The sequence below is a fragment of the Enterovirga sp. CN4-39 genome (assembly GCF_049446235.1).
Taxonomy (GTDB): domain Bacteria; phylum Pseudomonadota; class Alphaproteobacteria; order Rhizobiales; family Beijerinckiaceae; genus Enterovirga.
Map to the genome: position 1 here is coordinate 557,762 of NZ_JBMSEF010000001.1, position 16,803 is coordinate 574,564.

16 protein-coding genes are annotated in these 16,803 nt (G+C 67.6%); 3 read left to right on the forward strand and 13 right to left on the reverse strand.

Annotated features, from left to right (window positions below; genetic code table 11):
• Positions 1-2: 2 nt before the first annotated feature.
• From ACO2SS_RS02770 to ACO2SS_RS02785, 4 genes are all read right to left on the reverse strand, one after another.
• On the reverse strand, positions 3-1,355 hold the full coding sequence (locus ACO2SS_RS02770; protein WP_423276023.1) for a dihydrolipoamide acetyltransferase family protein: 1,353 nt from the start codon (positions 1,353-1,355) through the stop codon (positions 3-5).
• 3 nt (positions 1,356-1,358) lie between these two features.
• Positions 1,359-2,372, reverse strand: a complete 1,014-nt coding sequence (locus ACO2SS_RS02775) for an alpha-ketoacid dehydrogenase subunit beta (protein WP_423276024.1) — start codon at positions 2,370-2,372, stop codon at positions 1,359-1,361.
• 3 nt (positions 2,373-2,375) lie between these two features.
• Positions 2,376-3,608 carry a 3-methyl-2-oxobutanoate dehydrogenase (2-methylpropanoyl-transferring) subunit alpha gene (locus ACO2SS_RS02780; RefSeq protein ID WP_423276025.1) on the reverse strand — a complete coding sequence of 411 codons (1,233 nt, stop codon included), beginning with the start codon at positions 3,606-3,608 and terminating at the stop codon, positions 2,376-2,378.
• A gap of 67 nt (positions 3,609-3,675) precedes the next feature.
• Positions 3,676-3,960, reverse strand: a complete 285-nt coding sequence (locus ACO2SS_RS02785) for a hypothetical protein (protein WP_423276026.1) — start codon at positions 3,958-3,960, stop codon at positions 3,676-3,678.
• Positions 3,961-4,066: 106 nt separating this feature from the next.
• On the opposite strand from ACO2SS_RS02785, the gene ACO2SS_RS02790 reads away from it, so the two are divergent.
• Complete coding sequence (locus ACO2SS_RS02790) at positions 4,067-4,597, forward strand: Lrp/AsnC family transcriptional regulator (protein WP_423276027.1); 531 nt, start codon at positions 4,067-4,069, stop codon at positions 4,595-4,597.
• 69 nt (positions 4,598-4,666) lie between these two features.
• On the opposite strand, the gene ACO2SS_RS02795 is transcribed toward ACO2SS_RS02790, so the two are convergent.
• The 9 genes from ACO2SS_RS02795 to ACO2SS_RS02835 all read right to left on the reverse strand — a co-directional run bounded on the left by ACO2SS_RS02795 (position 4,667) and on the right by ACO2SS_RS02835 (position 14,432).
• Complete coding sequence (locus ACO2SS_RS02795; protein WP_423276028.1) at positions 4,667-5,674, reverse strand: Gfo/Idh/MocA family protein; 1,008 nt, start codon at positions 5,672-5,674, stop codon at positions 4,667-4,669.
• Entirely contained in the window at positions 5,671-6,705 is a 1,035-nt protein-coding gene (locus ACO2SS_RS02800; protein WP_423276029.1) for a Gfo/Idh/MocA family protein, read from the reverse strand. The genes ACO2SS_RS02795 and ACO2SS_RS02800 overlap by 4 nt, the downstream gene beginning before the upstream one ends.
• Positions 6,702-7,895, reverse strand: coding sequence for an extracellular solute-binding protein (locus ACO2SS_RS02805; protein ID WP_423276030.1), 1,194 nt, complete (start codon positions 7,893-7,895; stop codon positions 6,702-6,704). The genes ACO2SS_RS02800 and ACO2SS_RS02805 overlap by 4 nt, the downstream gene beginning before the upstream one ends.
• A gap of 63 nt (positions 7,896-7,958) precedes the next feature.
• Complete coding sequence (locus ACO2SS_RS02810; protein ID WP_423276031.1) at positions 7,959-9,431, reverse strand: mannitol dehydrogenase family protein; 1,473 nt, start codon at positions 9,429-9,431, stop codon at positions 7,959-7,961.
• Entirely contained in the window at positions 9,428-10,273 is an 846-nt protein-coding gene (locus ACO2SS_RS02815) for an ABC transporter permease (RefSeq protein ID WP_423276032.1), read from the reverse strand. Before ACO2SS_RS02815 ends, ACO2SS_RS02810 begins: the two co-directional genes overlap by 4 nt.
• Before the next feature lie 4 nt (positions 10,274-10,277).
• Positions 10,278-11,174, reverse strand: coding sequence for an ABC transporter permease (locus tag ACO2SS_RS02820; RefSeq protein WP_423276231.1), 897 nt, complete (start codon positions 11,172-11,174; stop codon positions 10,278-10,280).
• 23 nt (positions 11,175-11,197) lie between these two features.
• Positions 11,198-12,280 (reverse strand): ABC transporter ATP-binding protein, encoded by a 1,083-nt coding sequence (locus tag ACO2SS_RS02825; protein WP_423276033.1) that lies wholly within the window; start codon positions 12,278-12,280, stop codon positions 11,198-11,200.
• 136 nt (positions 12,281-12,416) lie between these two features.
• A complete protein-coding gene (locus ACO2SS_RS02830) occupies positions 12,417-13,625 on the reverse strand; it encodes an extracellular solute-binding protein (RefSeq protein WP_423276232.1) in 1,209 nt (402 codons plus the stop codon).
• 48 nt (positions 13,626-13,673) lie between these two features.
• A complete protein-coding gene (locus tag ACO2SS_RS02835; RefSeq protein WP_423276034.1) occupies positions 13,674-14,432 on the reverse strand; it encodes an SDR family NAD(P)-dependent oxidoreductase in 759 nt (252 codons plus the stop codon).
• Between the two features lie 321 nt (positions 14,433-14,753).
• Between ACO2SS_RS02835 and ACO2SS_RS02840 the strand changes: the two genes are divergently transcribed.
• Complete coding sequence (locus tag ACO2SS_RS02840) at positions 14,754-15,419, forward strand: GntR family transcriptional regulator (RefSeq protein ID WP_423276035.1); 666 nt, start codon at positions 14,754-14,756, stop codon at positions 15,417-15,419.
• Positions 15,420-15,447: 28 nt separating this feature from the next.
• On the forward strand, positions 15,448-16,662 hold the full coding sequence (gene uxuA, locus ACO2SS_RS02845; protein WP_423276036.1) for a mannonate dehydratase: 1,215 nt from the start codon (positions 15,448-15,450) through the stop codon (positions 16,660-16,662).
• The last annotated feature ends 141 nt before the right edge of the window (positions 16,663-16,803 follow it).

Below are 16,803 nucleotides of genomic sequence, written 5' to 3' on the forward strand. Positions count from 1 at the left end.
GTTCAGGCGTCCATGAAGAGGAGCGTCGGCGTCTCGAGGAGCGCCTTGATCGCCTGGATGAAGCGGGCCGCGTCGTAGCCATCGACGACGCGGTGATCGAAGGACGACGAGAGGTTCATCATCAGGCGCGGCACGAAGGTCCCGTCGCGCCACACGGGGCGCATGACCTGCTTGTTCACGCCGATGATGGCGACCTCGGGCCGGTTCACGACCGGCGTCGTGGCGATGCCGCCGAGGGCCCCGAGCGACGTGATGCTGATGGTGGACCCGCTCAGCTCGTCGCGCGCCGCGACCCCCGAGCGCGCGGCATCGGCGACCCGCTTCAGCTCGGCCGCAACGTCCCAGAGGTCCCGCGCCTCGGCATGCCGGAGCACCGGCACCATAAGGCCGTTCGGCGTCTGCGTCGCGATGCCGACATGCACGCCTTCGTGGCGGAGGACGATACTCGCCTCGTCGTCGTAGAGCGCGTTCATCTGCGGGAAATCGGGGAGCGTGCGCACGAGGGCGCGCACCAGAAACGGAATCAGCGTGAGCCGCGTGCGGCTCTCGCCGTGCCGCGCGTTCAAGGCGCCGCGCAGTTCCTCGAGCGCCGTGACGTCGACCTCCTCGACATAGGAGAAATGCGCGACGCGGCGCTTCGCGTCGGCCATGTTCTCGGCGATGCGGCGGCGGAGGCCGACGACCTTCACCTCCTCGACGCCGATCCTGGGCCGCATTCCGGCCGGCTGGCCGAGCGCCTCGCTCTCGCCAGCGGCCAGATAGGCGTCGAGGTCGTCATGCGTGATGCGGCCGGCAGGCCCGGTTCCGCGCAGGCGGCGCAGATCAATTCCGCCTTCCAGCGCGCGGCGGCGCACGGCCGGCGAGGCGATCGGCTTCTCGCCGGGCGCGCGCGGCGGACCGGCGGGTGGAGCGACGGCCGGGCGCACCGGAGCGGCGGCCGGGCGGGCCGGAGCTGGCGTGGGGCTCGTCGGCGGCGCCTCTTTCCGTGGTGCGGGCTGCGGCGGCTCGAGCCCTTCCGCCGCCGGCTGGAGCTCCGCGGGAGTACGGCCGCTTTCCGCGCCCTGCGCGGCCGCTATCTCGGGCGCGACCTCGATTCCGGCGGAACCGCCCTCCCCGTCCACTTCGAGCCGCACGAGCTCCGACCCGACCGGGACCCGCGTGCCGGGCTCCGCTCCGAGGGCCACGACCTTGCCGGTGACCGGAGAGGGAATTTCGACGGTGGCCTTGTCGGTCATCACGTCGGCTAACGGCTGGTCCTCGCGGACGAGATCGCCCACCTTGACGTGCCAGGCCGTGACCTCGGCCTCGGCGACGCCCTCGCCGATATCGGGGAGCCGGACGCTGCGTGCGGCCATGGCCTAGGACTCCATCGCTTGGCGCAGCGCCCGCCCGACCCGCTCCGGGCCCGGGAAATAGGCCCATTCCTGCGCATGCGGATAAGGCGTGTCCCAGCCGGCGACGCGGATGATCGGCGCTTCCAGGTGGTAAAAGCAGTTCTCCTGGACGAGCGCGGCGAGCTCCGCCCCAAACCCGGACGTGAGCGTCGCCTCGTGCGCCACGACGCAGCGGCCGGTCTTCCGCACCGAGGCCGTGATCGCCTCCATGTCCAGGGGCAGGAGCGTCCGCAGGTCGATGATCTCCGCATCGATGCCGGCCTCGGCGGCAGCGGCCTCGGCCACATGGACGATCGTGCCGTAGGCGAGCACCGTCACGTCCGAGCCCTCGCGGCGGATGACGGCCTTGCCGAGCGGGACGGTGTAGTGCCCGTCCGGAACCTCGCCGAGCTCGTGCTTCGACCAGGGCGTCACGGGTCGGTCGTGGTGGCCGTCGAAAGGCCCGTTATAGAGACGTTTCGGCTCCAGGAAGATCACAGGATCCGGATCCTCGATGGCCGCGATGAGGAGGCCCTTCGCGTCGTAGGGGTTCGACGGAACGACCGTCTTCAGGCCCGCGACATGGGTGAACAGCGCCTCGGGGCTCTGGCTGTGCGTCTGTCCGCCGAAGATGCCGCCGCCGGTCGGCATGCGGACGACGATCGGCGCCGTGAACTGCCCGGCCGAGCGGTAGCGGATGCGCGCCGCCTCCGAGACGAGCTGGTCGTAGGCCGGATACATGTAGTCGGCGAACTGGATCTCGACGCAGGGCTTCAGGCCATAGGCCGCCATGCCGATCGCGGCGCCCACGATGCCGAGCTCGCTGATCGGCGCATCGAAGCAGCGATGCTTGCCGAAGCGCGGCTGCAGGCCCTGCGTGCAGCGGAAGACGCCGCCGAAATAGCCGACATCCTCCCCGAAGACGACGACGTCGTCGTCCCGCTCCATCGAGACCGCCATCGCGTCGCGGATGGCTTCGATCATCGTGCGGCGGGCCATGCGTCAGTACCCCGCCTGCTGCCGCTGCTTGCGCAGATGCGGCGGCATCTCCGCGAAGACGCCCTCGAACATGTCGCGCGAGGAGGGCTTGGGGCCTGAATGCAGGGTGCCGTGGCTCTCCGCCTCGCGCTGGGCGGCCAGGACCTCGTCGAGGATCTCGGCCTCCCCCTGCTTGTGGCGCTCCTCCGACCAGAGCCCGCGCGCGATGAGGTGCGCCTTCAATCGCAGGACCGGATCGCCGAGAGGCCATGCCTCGAACTCGGTCTTCGGCCGATAGGCGGCGGGGTCGTCCGAAGTCGAATGCGCGCCGGCCCGGTAGGTCACGTATTCGATGATCGTCGGGCCAAGATTACTGCGGGCGCGCTCGGCCGCCCATTTCGCGACGGCATGGACCGCCAGGTAGTCGTTTCCGTCCACGCGCAGGGCCGGGATCCCGAAGCCGTGGCCGCGCGCCGCGAAGGTGGACGAGCCGCCGCGCGCGATGCCCTGGAAGGTGGAGATCGCCCACTGGTTGTTGACGATGTTGAGGATCACCGGCGGCCTGTAGGTGGAGGCGAAGACGAGCGCCGCGTGGAAATCGGATTCCGCGGTCGAGCCGTCGCCGATCCAGCCGGCAGCGATCTTCGTGTCGTTCTTGATGGCGGAGGCCATCGCCCAGCCGACGGCCTGGATGTACTGCGTCGCGAGGTTGCCGGAGATCGAGAAGAAGCCGTCCTCCCGGGACGAGTAAAAGACCGGGAGCTGCCGGCCATGCACCGGATCCTCCGCGTTGGAGAAGATCTGGTTCATCATCTTCGCCATCGGATAGCCGCCCGCGATGAGGAGGCCGGCCTGGCGGTAGGTGGGGAAGTTCATGTCCCCGGGCTGCAGCGCCTTGCGGAAGGCGGTGGAGACGGCCTCCTCGCCGAGATGCTGCATGTAGAACGAGGTCTTGCCCTGGCGCTGGGCGAGCAGCATGCGGGCATCGAAGGTGCGAAGCCGCATCATGTCGCGCAGCCCCGACAGAAGCTCCTCGTCTGTCAGCGACCCGGCCCAGGGGCCGACGGCCTGCCCGTCCTCGTCGAGAACCCGGATCAGCGTGTAGGCGAGGTCGCGGATCTCCTCCGCGGGGGCGTCGATTGCGGGCCGGCGCACCTCCCCGGCCCTGGGGATCTGGAGATCGGAGAAGTCCGGCGTGCCGCCGGGCCGCACGGCGGGCTCCGGAACGAACAGGGACAGCCGGTCACTCGCCCTCATCTGTGGCCTCCGGGCCGCCTCGGGGACAGGGTCAATACCTGAAAGCGAGGCTGGATCCGCGCCGGCGTCAAGCCGCCGAAACCCGCGGGGTCTGGCCCAAGGCTTCCCAGGCTATGGCGCGCCGCACCGCCGGATGCCGGGAGCTGCGCGCCGCGATGAGCTGGGTGTCGGCCGATTCCGGGATGCCGAGGGTGATCCGCGCGAGCTTCGTCTGGTCCGGCCGCGTCGTCATCGCGACGGCCCGAAGTTCGTAGCCCGAGCGCTCCGAATCCCCGAGCAGGCGCACGAGACCGTCGTAGCCCTCGTTGAGATCCGCCTCGATCACGACCTCCCGCAGCCTCTGGTCCGACATCGGCTCCTCCCCGTCTTCTGGCGAGCGTTATCTTATCGGTGCGCGGCGGTGATTTCTTCCCGTTCATAGGGCAATATGGCGGAACCTTAGAACAGGATCCCGGATCTTGCGAAAACCACGAAACAGCCAATCTGCATCGGCCGGCAAGGCGACCGACCTCCCGCTCGACCAGACGGATCGCAAGATTCTGTCCGCGCTCCGCAACAATGGCCGGCTCACGATGGCGGAGCTCGCGCAGGAGGTCGGGCTGTCGCAATCGCCCTGCTGGACACGCGTAAAGCGGCTGGAGGCGAGCGGCGCGATCGAGCGGTATGTAGCGATCCTCGACCACCGCGCCGTCGGGCTGCCGAACACCGTCTTCGTGGAGGTGACGCTCGACCGGCACGACGAGCGCGCGCTCGAGGAATTCGGCGCAGCCCTCGCCAGGATCCCCGAGGTGGTCGAGGCGCATCTCGTCACCGGCGACTACGACTACCTCGTGAAGGTCGCGGTCGCCGGAACTGAGCACTATGAGCGCTTCCTGCGCGAGAGCCTCTACCGCATCGCCGGCATCCGCCATTCGCGATCGACCTTCGCGCTCAGGGCGCTGAAGAGCAGCATCTCGGTGGATCCGCTGCTGGTCCGGGACCAGCGATAGATCCCGACCCTCACGGACCCGCGCTGCTGCGCGGCGCAGAACGAGGCCTGGACCAAGCCAAGGCCGACATCAGCCGGCTCGAAACCCGGAGACGCGCAGCACCTCATCGACGAGCTGCTGGGTGGCCAGAGCATCTTCGCCCGTGACCGCTGGATCACGGTTCTCGCGGCAGGCGCTGAGAAACTCGCCGATCAGCGCTCGGTGCGCGTCGATCGGGAAATCCATGATGTTCGCCCCGCTACCCGTCGAGCCCTCGGCCTGCACCGTTTCCTCGGTGCCATCCGGATAGTCCACCCGGAGGTTGCCCCCGACGAGCGACGCCGAACCCCTCCGGCCGATGATCTCGATCCGCTCGGGCTGGCCCGCCATGAAGGCGGTGGTCGCCGTGATTGTCCCCGGCGCTCCGTTCCCGAGATGAACCAGGGCCGAAACGTAGTCCTCCGTCTCCATACGATGCAGGCCGGTCGTGCGCGCCTCGGCGGCCACGACCTTCGACACTCCGACAAGTGATCGGAAGAGATCGAGTGTGTGGATCGCTTGCGTCAGCAGGACGCCGCCGCCGTCTCGGGCCATCGTGCCGCGCCCGGGCTCGTCGTAATAGCTCTGCGGCCGCCACCACGGTACGTTCATCCACGCCGCCTCGATCCCGCCGAGGCTGCCGGAGCGGAGAAGAGCGCGGAGGCGCAGGCTCCCCGGCCGGAACCGGTGCTGCAGCACGACGCCCAGGTGCCGGCCTGCGCGGCGCCCAGCCGCGACGAGCCGCTCGCCGCGCTCCACCGTGAGCTCCAGGGGCTTCTCGACCAGGACGTGCTTGCCGGCCGCGAAGCACCGCTCCGCCACATCGAGGTGCGCCGCCGGAGGCGTCAGGACGATCACGGCCTGCACAGCCGGATCGGCGATCGCGGCGTCCAGGTCGTTCGTAACCGGGAACGGGAAGCTTTTCGCAAACGTCGCCGTGCGCTTGGGACTGCGGCTCGCCGCCCAGCGCACCTCCGCCTGGTCGGCCAGTTCGAGCAGGCTGCGCGCGTGCGGCTGCGAGGCGGGCCCGAGCCCGATGATGGCAATCCCGAGCTTCATGCCTGCCCTATTCCGCCGACGCCCGTTGCAGGGACGCGCCGGGCCCTCGCCTGAGCCTCGAGCGCAAGCCGCGTCACAGTGAACATGTGCTGCTGCGAGGCGGCAGTCTCGGTCCGGTTCTCCACATCCGCCTTGAAGGCACCGAAATAGGTCAGCGGCTCGCCGCTGGCCTCGATATGGCGGACACCCTTCCCGTCCGTGATGAAGACGTGGTCCGTTCCAGGGCGGCCGGCGATGTCGACGTATTTGCGCAGTTCGATCGTGCCTTCAGTCCCGAGGATCGTGAGGCGTCCGTCGCCCCAGGTCGGCAGACCATCCGGCGTGAACCAATCGACGCGGACATAACCCGTCGCGCGCTCGCTCTCGATGATGAGGTCGCCGAAATCCTCGAAGGCCGGCAGTTCCGGATGGCCGACATTGCCGACGGCGCTCGTCACGATCCGAGCATGCTGCGACCCAGTGAAGAAGAGGAACTGCTCGATCTGGTGCGAAGCGATGTCGGTCAGGATACCGCCATAGGTGCTCGTGTCGAAGAACCAGGCCGGACGGATCGCACGGTTCAGCCGATGCGGCCCGAGCCCGACCGTTTGCACGACGCGCCCGATCGCGCCCTCCGCGATGAGCCGCGCAGCGACGATCGTCGATGGCGCAACGAAGCGTTCGGAGAAGCAGATCGAGAAGATCCGCCGGGTTTCGAAAACCGCGCCCTCGACGAGCGCCAGAGCCTCGAAGCTCGTGACGCCGGGCTTGTCGACCATCACGTCCTTGCCCCTTCGCATGGCCTCGATCGCGATCGGGGCCCGGTCTCTCGGGATTGCGGCGCAAAGAACGGCGTCCACACTCGAGTCGTCGAGCAGGCGATCGCGGTCGACCGCCCGCAGATCCGGGAAGCGCTCCTGGAAGCCCGCGAGGACCCGCGGGTCCGAGGTGGCCGGGCAATAGCCGGCGCAGGTCGCGCCGGCGGCCAGAAGCTCGCCCACCATGTGGTAGATGTGCCGGTGGTCGAGGCCGATGGCCGCGAAGCGCATCATTGCTTCGACTTCCTGGCGCCGACCTCCTGGTCCCAGCGCCTGAAGGCCGCGACGAGCCGGTCAGGCGCGAGCGGCACCTCGACAGGTAGCTCGGCGATAAGCTTGTCGTAGATCGGCCGCCCGTATTCCCTGATGACGTCCTGGCTCTCCTGAGGCGCCATCGCCAGAGTCACGCCCTTCACGGCCGGGCCGGGATAGAAGTAGCCCTTGTCGTAGGTGAGCGCCTGCTGCTCCGGCTTCAGCATGAAGGACATGAGCTGCAGCAGGACCGCGACCTTGTCGTTCGGCACGCCCTTCGGAATGCACATGAACTGGGTGTCCGGCACCCAGCGCGTGCCCTCGAGCGCGAAGACTTCGACCTCCTTCGGGACGATCCCGAGCGCTCGCGGATTGATGTCCCAGCCGCAAGTCGAGACGATGATGTCGCGCGTGCCCTCCCCCAGTTCCTTCATCGTGACCGCCGTCCCGGCCGGGTAGTAGTCGATCCCGTCGTCGAGCTCCTTCAGCCAGGACCAGGTCTTGTCCCACCCCTTCATCGGGTCCTTGGGGTCGCGATCGCCCAGGATGTAGGGCATCGCCATGAGGAAGGTCCAACCCGGCCCTGAATTCACCGGCCGCGCATAGGTGAAGCGGTTGGGATTCTGCTTCACCCAGGCCAGAAGATCGGCCGCCGTCTTCGGCACGGTCTTCACCTTGTTGGCGTGGTACTCGAACACCGGTCCCGAAGGGGAGTACACGACCGCAACGCCCTGGTCGCGGCCGAAATTGCGCTGCATCATCAGCGCCTGCTCATGGTAGGTGTCCGCCGCCTTGGGCAGTCCATCCGGATACTTGGACCACACCTCGATCCACAGACCCTGCTGGACGCCGTCCGACATGGCGCCCGGTCCGGTCAGGACGAGGTCGATGTCCACACGCCCGGCATCCTGCTGCGCCTTCAGCTTGCCCGGCAGTTCCGGCGAGGGAGCGCGCTGGAAGTTGATGCGCGAGACGAGCTTCGGGTTCTGCGCCCGAAAGCGGTCGATACCTGCCTGGGTCAGTTGCAGCTGACCCGCAACGTCGATGATGTTGAGCGTCACCGGCTGGCTCGGCGCCGGGAGCGCCTGGGCAAAGGCTCCGCTCGCCCCCGCCGCCGCGAGCCCGGATAAGCCGCCGACCACGGCGCGGCGCGTGACTTGGTCTCGTCCCATCGTTTCCTCCAGGCCTTGTCCTCTGTCGGGACTTGCTTCGAGCGAGGCCGATCTCACCCGGTGCTACATGGCTGCTGCCATCCTGACGGTTTCGGCCGCACCTCTCTCGAACAGCGTAGCGAGCCAGTTCCGGACCGGCTCTCGGAAGCGGGGCTCGGCGGGAAGGTCCGTGCCGAACATCTGCCTCATGCCAAGCAGCGCGTCGACGATACGGTCCGGGTCATGGCCGGCCGCATCGGCACGGGCGCGGAGATCGGTCGCGAGCGGGTCGCGCACATCGATTGGGGCGCCCCTCTCGTCGGTCCCGGCCACGTAGCGCATCCAGGCCGCGAGACAGAGGGCGATGCGCTCGATCGGCAGCCCCTGCGTGATGCGCTCGCGAGCTGGCCCCAACAGACGGTTCGGAAGCTTCTGCGAGCCGTCCATGGCGACCTGCCACGTCCGATGCTTCAAGGCGGGGTTGCGGAAGCGCTGGAAGAGCTGGTCCTTGTAGGCAGCAAGATCGAAGCCTGGCAGGCGCGGCAGCGTCGGCGTGACCTCGTCGTCCATCAGCCGGCGGACAAGGCGTTCCATTCCCTCCTGCCGCACCGCGTCGGCGATGGTCTCGCTCCCGGACAGATAGCCGAGATAAGCCATGGTCGAGTGGCTTCCGTTCAGGAGCCGCAGCTTCATGAATTCGAACGGCTCGACATCCGCCACGAAGGTCGCGCCCGGCCAGTCCGGTCGCCCGGCGGGAAAGTGGTCCTCGATCACCCATTGCGAGAAGGGCTCTGCCATCACGGGCCAGCTGTCCTCGAGGCCCAGCAGGGCCGCGACCCGGTCGCGGTCCCCGTCCGTCGTTGCCGGCACGATGCGGTCGACCATCGTGGACGGGCAGGCGACCTCGCCCTCCACGTAGTGGCCGAGGTCGGCGTCGCGCAGACTCGCTAGCCCCGCCAGCACGCGTTTGGTCACGACGCCGTTCGACGGGAGGTTATCGCAGGAGAGCACAGTGAACGGCGCAATCCCGGCCGCCCGCCGCCGCCCTAGTGCCTCGACGATCAATCCCGGCGCGGAGCGCGGAGCGGCCGGATGCTCGAGGTCGTGGCGGACGTCAGGGTTGTTCGGGTCGAGTTCGCCAGTCGCAGGATTATGGCAGTAACCCTTCTCCGTGACCGTCAGCGACACGATCCGCACATCGGGATCGGTCATCCTCTCAAGGAGCGCAGCGGGGTTTTCCGGAACGACGACCACACCCGTCAGCGCGCCGATCACCCGCACCTCGTCGTGGTCGCCGGCGCGGACGTTCACGGCATACAGGCCGTTCTGAGGGAGCAAGGCGTCCCGCGTGTCGGGCGAGCGTAGCGATGCGCCGAGAATACCCCAGCCTAGGTCGCCGCTGGCTAGCACGTCGTCGGTGTAGACAGCCAGGTGCGCCCGATGAAACGCTCCGATCCCGAGATGGACAATGCCCGTTTTCAGTTGCGCACGGTCATAGGCGGGCCTCCGGACAGAGGAGGCGAGAGAAGGGAGAGTACGGTCCGAGAGCCTGGTCATGGTTGCGCCTGCTGCTGCTTTGCGCGCGCGACGATCTGGGTCGGGTTCACAAAGCGCAACGCTATTACCAGCCAGATGAGCGTGACGACCATGTAGACGACCGCCATGGCATCGATCGACTGCCCAGCCCGTACGCCGGCGGCGAAGACGGCGTAGTAGAGCGCGACCACGAGCGTCTGGCTGGTCGGGCCCGCCGTCAGGAACGTCAGCTCGAACATTGCTATCGTACGCACGAGCACCAGCAGCATCGCGGCGAGCATCCCCGGCAGCAGCAGCGGCAGAAGGATGCGGACGAAGAGTTGCAAGGTGGATGCCCCGAAGACACGCGCCGCCGCCTCGATCCGCGGATCGATCTGCTCGATGAAGGGTATCATGACGAGCACGACGAAGGGGATCGTGGGAACGAGGTTCGCGAGCACCACGCCCCAGAACGTGCCGGCGAGGTTCAGCTGGTAGAGCACCGTCGCGAGCGGGATGCCGTAGGTGATCGGCGGGACGAGGAGCGGCAGAAGGAAGATCAGCATGGCCAGCCGCTTCCCCGGGAAGTCGCGTCGCGCCATGGCATAGGCTGCCAGCACGCCGAGCAGCCCCGACACGATCACGACCGCGAAGACGACCTGGAAGGTCACGATCAACACGTCGTGGAGCTGGAACTCCTCCCAGGCCGAGAAGTACCAGCGAGTCGTGTAGGCGACCGGCAGCCAAGTCCCGAGCCACCGCGTCGCGAAGGAATTCACCAGAACCGACGCGATCATCGCCAGGAGGTTCAGGACGAACAGGATGGTCACCGCCCACACGGCGATGCGCCAGATGCGAGAGCTGAGTCCTGTATCGCGGATCATCGCCTCAGCCCTTCGTGCCGCCCACGGGCCCGCGATAGAGCAGGCCCCGCGCGCCGAGCACCGCCGCCACGAGAGCAAGCTGGACCGCGCCCATGATCATCGCGATCGCCGAGGCCAACGAGTAGTCGTATTCCTCGAAGGCGGCCTGGTACGCGGCGATCGAGATCACGCGTGTCGCGCCGGCAGGGGCGCCGAGGAGCACCGCCGAGGGAAACACCGCGAAGGCCTGTACGAAGGACAGGCAGAAGGTGATCGCGAGGCCAGGCAGGATGAGCGGCATGATGATCTTGGTGAAGCGCTGGCGCGCGCTCGCTCCGTGAACGGCGCCCGCCTGCTCCAGCGCCGGATCAATTCCGGTGACGTAGGAGAGGGTCAGCAGGAACGTGAAGGGAAAGCCCGTGATGAGGAGCGATGCGAAGACGCCCCAGTAGTTGTTCGTGAGCTTCACGGGGCCGGACAGGACACCTGCCCAGATGAGCGCGCGGTTGAACCAGCCTTGCGGGCCCAGATAGTTCAGGAGGCCTTCGGCGACGAGCACGGTTCCAAGCGTGACCGGCAGCACGAGTATGGTCGTCAGAAGCCGCTGGCGCCGCATCAGGCGGACCCGCATGGCGATCGGAACGGCCAGCGCGAGGTTCAGGATGGTTACAGGAAGCGCGATCCGAAGCGTAGTCCAGATCGTGTCGTAGAGGAACGGATCGGAGAAGAAGTGGGTGTAGTTGCCAAGGAACCCGCCCTGTTTCGGCCGGAACGAGAGAGCGAGCCCATACAGGAAGGGATAGACGAACAGCGCCAGGATCGCGATCATCGCGGGTAGAACGAGAAGAGTGGTGCCATCGAGCCCCCGCACGGCAAGCCGCGTCTGAAGGCTTGCTTCTTCCTCGATCCCAGCCGCTGTCACGATCTGATCCAGCGGGACCGAACTCACGCTACGGCCTCCGCAAAGACCAGCGTTCGCGATGGCTCCGCCCGAAGCTGGATCTCGGCGCCCTTGTCGAGCGCTCGGTCGGTTCGAAAGAACAGCGGGGTCCCGTCAGCGGCGACTGCATTTCCGAAGAAGGCGCGGCCGCGATACTCGATCGCCACCACGCGTGCCGGGAGGCCCCGTTCCGTGCCACCCGGCACCAGGTCTTCCGGCCTGATCGAGACGAGAGCACCGCTTCCCGCCCTGACGTCCTCCCGGACGATCCCGGACAGGCGGGCGCCCGCCACCTCGACCTCGGCGCGGCCATTCGCGATGCCCACCACCTTGCCCGTCAGACGGTTGCGGAAGCCCATGAAGTCCGCAACGTCCTGGTGCGCGGGCTTCTCGTATAGCTCCTCCGGCGTGCCGACCTGGCGGATCACGCCGTCCCGCATGACGACGACGCGGTCTGCCATCGAGAGCGCCTCGTCCTGGTCGTGGGTGACGTAAACCGTGGTGGAGCCGATCATCTCGTGAATCCGCCGGATCTCAGCCCGCATCTCGAGGCGCAGCTTCGCGTCCAGGTTCGAGAGCGGCTCATCCATGAGCACGACCGCCGGCTCGATGACGATGGCGCGGGCGATGGCGACGCGTTGCTGCTGTCCACCCGACATCTGGCCGGGAAGCTTGTCCGCCTGCTCGCGGAGCCGCACGAGGCCGAGCGCCTCGTCGACGCGCCTGTTGATCTCGCTCCGCTTCACGCCCCGCATGGCCAGGCCAAACCCGACATTCTTCCGGACCGTCAGATGCGGAAAGAGCGCGTAGCTCTGGAACACCATACCGAAGCCGCGCTGCTCGGGTTTCAGCTGGTCAATCCGGCGGTCACCGAGATGGATGGAGCCGCCGGACAGCGGCAGCAGGCCCGCGATGCAGTTCAGCGCCGTCGACTTGCCGCAGCCCGAAGGGCCCAGAAGCGCAATGAACTCGCCGGCCTTGATCGATAGGTCGATCCCGGCGAGCGCGGCATGGCTGCCGAAGGTTCGCCTGACCTTGCGCAGTTCGAGAGCGACCCCGCCCGGGACTGCTGGTGCGTAAAGGGTCATGGGTATTGCCGGGGGAGAGAGGGGCGACTGGACACTCCTTCTGACGGACAGCTTGACCCGATCCCCGGCCTCAGACCCGAGCAGGAAGGTCCAGAGAGGGGCAGGATGGTCGAGCCCGCTTTGGCACGGCCAGCCATTAGCCCCTCCGCTTGCCGCCCGAACCGATCTCCTGGTCCCATCGCTTGAAGGCGGAGACCATCTTCTCGGGCTCGAGCGGCGTCTCGATCGGATTGTCGGCAATCCAGCGCTCATATTGCGGGCGGCCGAATTCCTTGATGGCGGCCTGGCTCTCAGGCGGAGCCATGTCGAGTGTCACGTTCTTCGCGGCAGGACCGGGGTAGAAGTAGCCCTCGTCGTAGGTATAGGCCTGCTGCTCCGGCTTCATGACGAAGCTGATGAGTTCGAGCAGGACTGCAATCTTCCCCTCTGCGACACCTTTCGGGATCGCCATGTATTGGGCGTCCGAAACCCAGTGAAAACCCTTCAGGGTGGCTACTTCGGCCTCCTTCGGCACAATGCCGAGGGCGCGCGGATTGATGTCCCAGCCGGTCGTCGACACGATCATGTCGCGCGTACCCTCGCCGAGTTCCTTCATGGTGACCCCGGTGCCGGTCGGATAATATTCGATGTTCTCGCCGAGCGCCTTCAGGTAGCCCCAGGTCTTATCCCAACCCTTCATCGGATCCTTCGGGTCGGCGTCACCGAGGAGGTAGGGCAGGCCCATCAGCCAAGTGCGGCCCGGGCCGGAATTCGCAGGCCTCGCATAGATGAAGCGGTTCGGGTTCTGCCTGGTCCAGTCCAGCAATTCCTGCGCTGTCGCGGGCGCCGTCTTCACCTTGGCCGGCATGTATTCGAGAAGCGGGCCCGACGGGTAGTAGACCATGCACATGGCCTGTCCTTTGGCCAGATTGTGCATGTCGAGCGCCGCCTTCTGCAGGATTTCGTCCGGGTTCGGCAGGGTTCCGGCGAAGCGGGGGAACAGCGGCTGCCACAGGTTCTGGTCGATGCCGCCGGACACCGCGTCTAGTCCGCCGAGCATAAGGTCGATGTCCACCCGGCCGGCATCCTGCTGGGCCTTCAGCTTGGCAGGCAGTTCGGGCGCGGGCGCCTTGGTGAAGGTGATGCGCGAGACCAGTTCGGGTCGCGCCTTGCGGAAGCTCTCGATGGGCTTCTGCACGAGGGCGAGCGCGCCGCCGACATCGATGATGTTGAGCGCAACCGGCGACTTCGGCAGGGTGGGTCTCTCGCCCTGCGCTCTCGCCCCGCTCAGGCCCATCGCTGCGAGCGTCGTGAGGCCGCCGACCACCCTGCGGCGTGACGGAGCGGAGATCGTCGGGCTCTTCATCATGCGCCTGCTCCCGTTGTCGTTCTACGCTGGTCCGCCGCAGCCGGCTCAGAACATCCCGAGCCCGCCATTGATCTGGATGACCTCGCCAGCGAGGAAGCCCGATCTCTCGGACGCGAGGTAGACGACCGCCTCCGCGACGTCCTCTGGCGTCCCCTCCCGGCGAAGCGGAGTGCGTTCTGCCGTGGCCTTACGGCCCTCAGGCGTGTTGAAACGGTCGTGAAAGCGCGTCCCGATCAGCCCCGGCGCGACCCCGTTCACCCGGATGCCGAGCGGCCCAACCTCCTTGGCGAGCCCGCGCGTATAGGTCGTGATCGCGCCCTTGGAGGCAGCGTAGTGCGTCGCTCCCGGACCACCGCCATCGAATGCCGCGAGCGAGCTCATGGTGACGATCACGCCGCGTCGCCTCGGCTCCATCCGGGAGAGTGCCGCCTTGCAGGCGAGGAACGTACTCTTCACGTTGACGGCGAAGACCTCGTCCCAGAAGTCCGGGCTCGTATCGACGCAGCGCTCCCGCTTCAGCAGTCCGCCCGCATTCGCGAACAGGATCTCGACGGGTCCGAGCGCTTCCTCGGCTCTGGCGAAGGCCTCCTCGACCTCCTCCCACTTCGTCATGTCCGCCCGCAGCGCGAGCGCTCGCCCCCCGGCCGCCGAGATGCGGCTTTCGAGCTCCCGCGCCTCGACTTCGCTCGTGATGTACGTGAAGGCTACGGCGGCGCCTTCCCGGGCGAAAGCGAGCGTCGCCGCGCGCCCGATGCCGGAGGCGCCGCCCGTCACGAATGCGACGCGCCCCGCAAATTCGCGCATCTCGCCTCCCGACGCTGTCATGGCCGGTAGGTCCGCTTCGCGAACCGGCGCCGATCCGCGTGGCCGTGTGGGGAGATGATCGGCAGAGCGGCGACCTCGGCACCGAGATGCCGGGCGGAGCCGCACGCGCCCGCCTCAACCGGCAACAGCCTGTCCGGATGCAACGCCACGCTGGACGCCTCCCCCTTCCGCAAGATGCGGCTGCTCATTGTCGCGCAATCAATACTAATATATCAATCCGGTCAATCGGTCGAAAGACAAGCGCCAGAAGACATGGATCCGCACCCGACGCTTCCCCCGACCGAGACCGAGCCCCGAAGGATGCAGCGGCGTCCTTTGACGGCGGCATCGGCCATCTGTGCCGAGCTCAGGGACGAGATCGTCTCGCTCGGGCTCGAGCCGGGCGCGGCATTATGCGAGAAGGACCTCACCGAGCGTTTCGGCGTCAGCCGCACACCTGTCCGGGAGGCGCTCATCCGCCTCTCGGAGGAGGGCCTCGTCGACATCCGCCCGCAGGCCGGGACCTTCGTTGCCCGCATCCCCCTTTCCGGGATTCCCGAGGCGGTCGTGGTCCGGCAGGCTCTCGAGGGCGCGCTCGTCGAGATGGCGGCCATGCGAGCCGGTCCGGCCGGCGCAGATGCGCTGAGCAAGATCATCGAGCGGCAGGAGGCCTTTGCCAGGCTGGGCGATCAGGCGGCGTTCCACGAGGCGGATGAGGGATTCCACGAGGCGATCGCAGCCCTTTCCGGCCATGCGGGGATCTGGAAGACCGTCCGTCAGGCCAAGCTGCAGATCGACCGATGCCGAAGGCTGACTCTCCCGGCGCTCGGCCGAATGGGTCAGGTCATCGGCGAGCACCGGGTCATCGCCGACGCCGTCCGCGACGGGAACGCTCCCGCCGCCCGGAGTGCGATGCAGGCCCACCTTCAGGCCGTCCTCCCGGATGCTCGGATCCTCGCAAGGCTCCATCCGGCCTACTTCACCTGAGCTCCACCACAACCGGGGAGAGGGAAACATGCGGCAGGGCTGGCGCTGGTACGGGCCGGGACGCGATGCCGTCTCGCTCGACGACATCCGCCAAGCGGGCGCGACGGACGTCGTGACCTCCCTGCACGACATCCCGATCGGCCAAGCGTGGACGGCATCCGAAGTAGCCGCCCGCAAGCGCCTGATCGAGGACGCCCCGGACGGCCGTTCCGAACTTGCCTGGACGGTCGTCGAGTCGATCCCGGTGCCCGATTCCGTCAAGCGTCTCGGCCAGCGGGCGAAAACCGAGATCGAGGCCTGGATCGCGAGCCTCGAGGCGCTCGCTGCCAACGACGTCAAGGTCGTCTGCTACAATTTCATGCCCGTGGTCGATTGGACCCGCACCGATCTCGACTGGGTGCTGCCGACGGGCGCGACGGCGCTCCGCTTCGAGCAGGATCGCTTCGCTGCCTTCGACCTGCACATCCTCGCGCGCGACGGCGCCGAGGCGGATTACGCGCCGGAGGAACGTGAGCGGGCACACGGGATCTACGACGCGATGAGCCAGGAGGACCGTGACGGCCTCGTCGTCACGATCGCGAGCGCCCTCCCCGGCTCTACCACGGACCCGCTGTCGATCCCGGCCTTCCGCGAGCGGCTCAGGAGCTATGCGGGCATCGGTGCGACGCGGCTCCGGCAGCACCTGATCGAGTTCCTCCAGGCGGTCACGCCCGCTGCCGAGGCGTTCGGGATTCGGCTGACACTCCATCCCGACGACCCGCCGCGCCCGTTATTCGGCCTGCCTCGCGTCGCCTCGACCGAGGAGGACTACGCGGCCCTCTTCGAAGCCGTCCCCTCCCCGGCGAACGGCATGTGCTTCTGCACGGGCTCGCTCGGGGTGCGCGCGGACAACGATCTGCCGGCAATCGTTCGCCGGTTCGGCGACCGCATCCACTTCGCGCACCTGCGCGCAACGAAGCGCGATGCCGACGATCCGCGCTCCTTCCACGAGGCCGCGCATCTCGAAGGCGATGTCGACATGGTCGCCGTGCTCCGCGAACTCGTGGCAGAGGACAGGAAGCGCGGCCCGGGGCAGAAGCTGATCTTCCGACCCGACCACGGCCACCGGATGATGGACGACCTCCGCAAGACCGTGAACCCAGGCTACGCCGCCATCGGCCGGCTGAAAGGGCTCGCGGAACTTCGCGGCATCCTCTACGCGCTCGACGCCCCGCCAGAAGCTGTACGCGTGCGCCAGGTCTGATTGGAGATAATGAGAGCAGCCAGTTTCACGCGTTTGCCGATACGCGTTCGCTTCGGGCGGTGACGTCACCCGAGCGGGTCTCGGGAGGCCCTCCTGAAGGCTCGCCCCGCTCCCTCAACACCCGACAGCTTCCGAACTGTA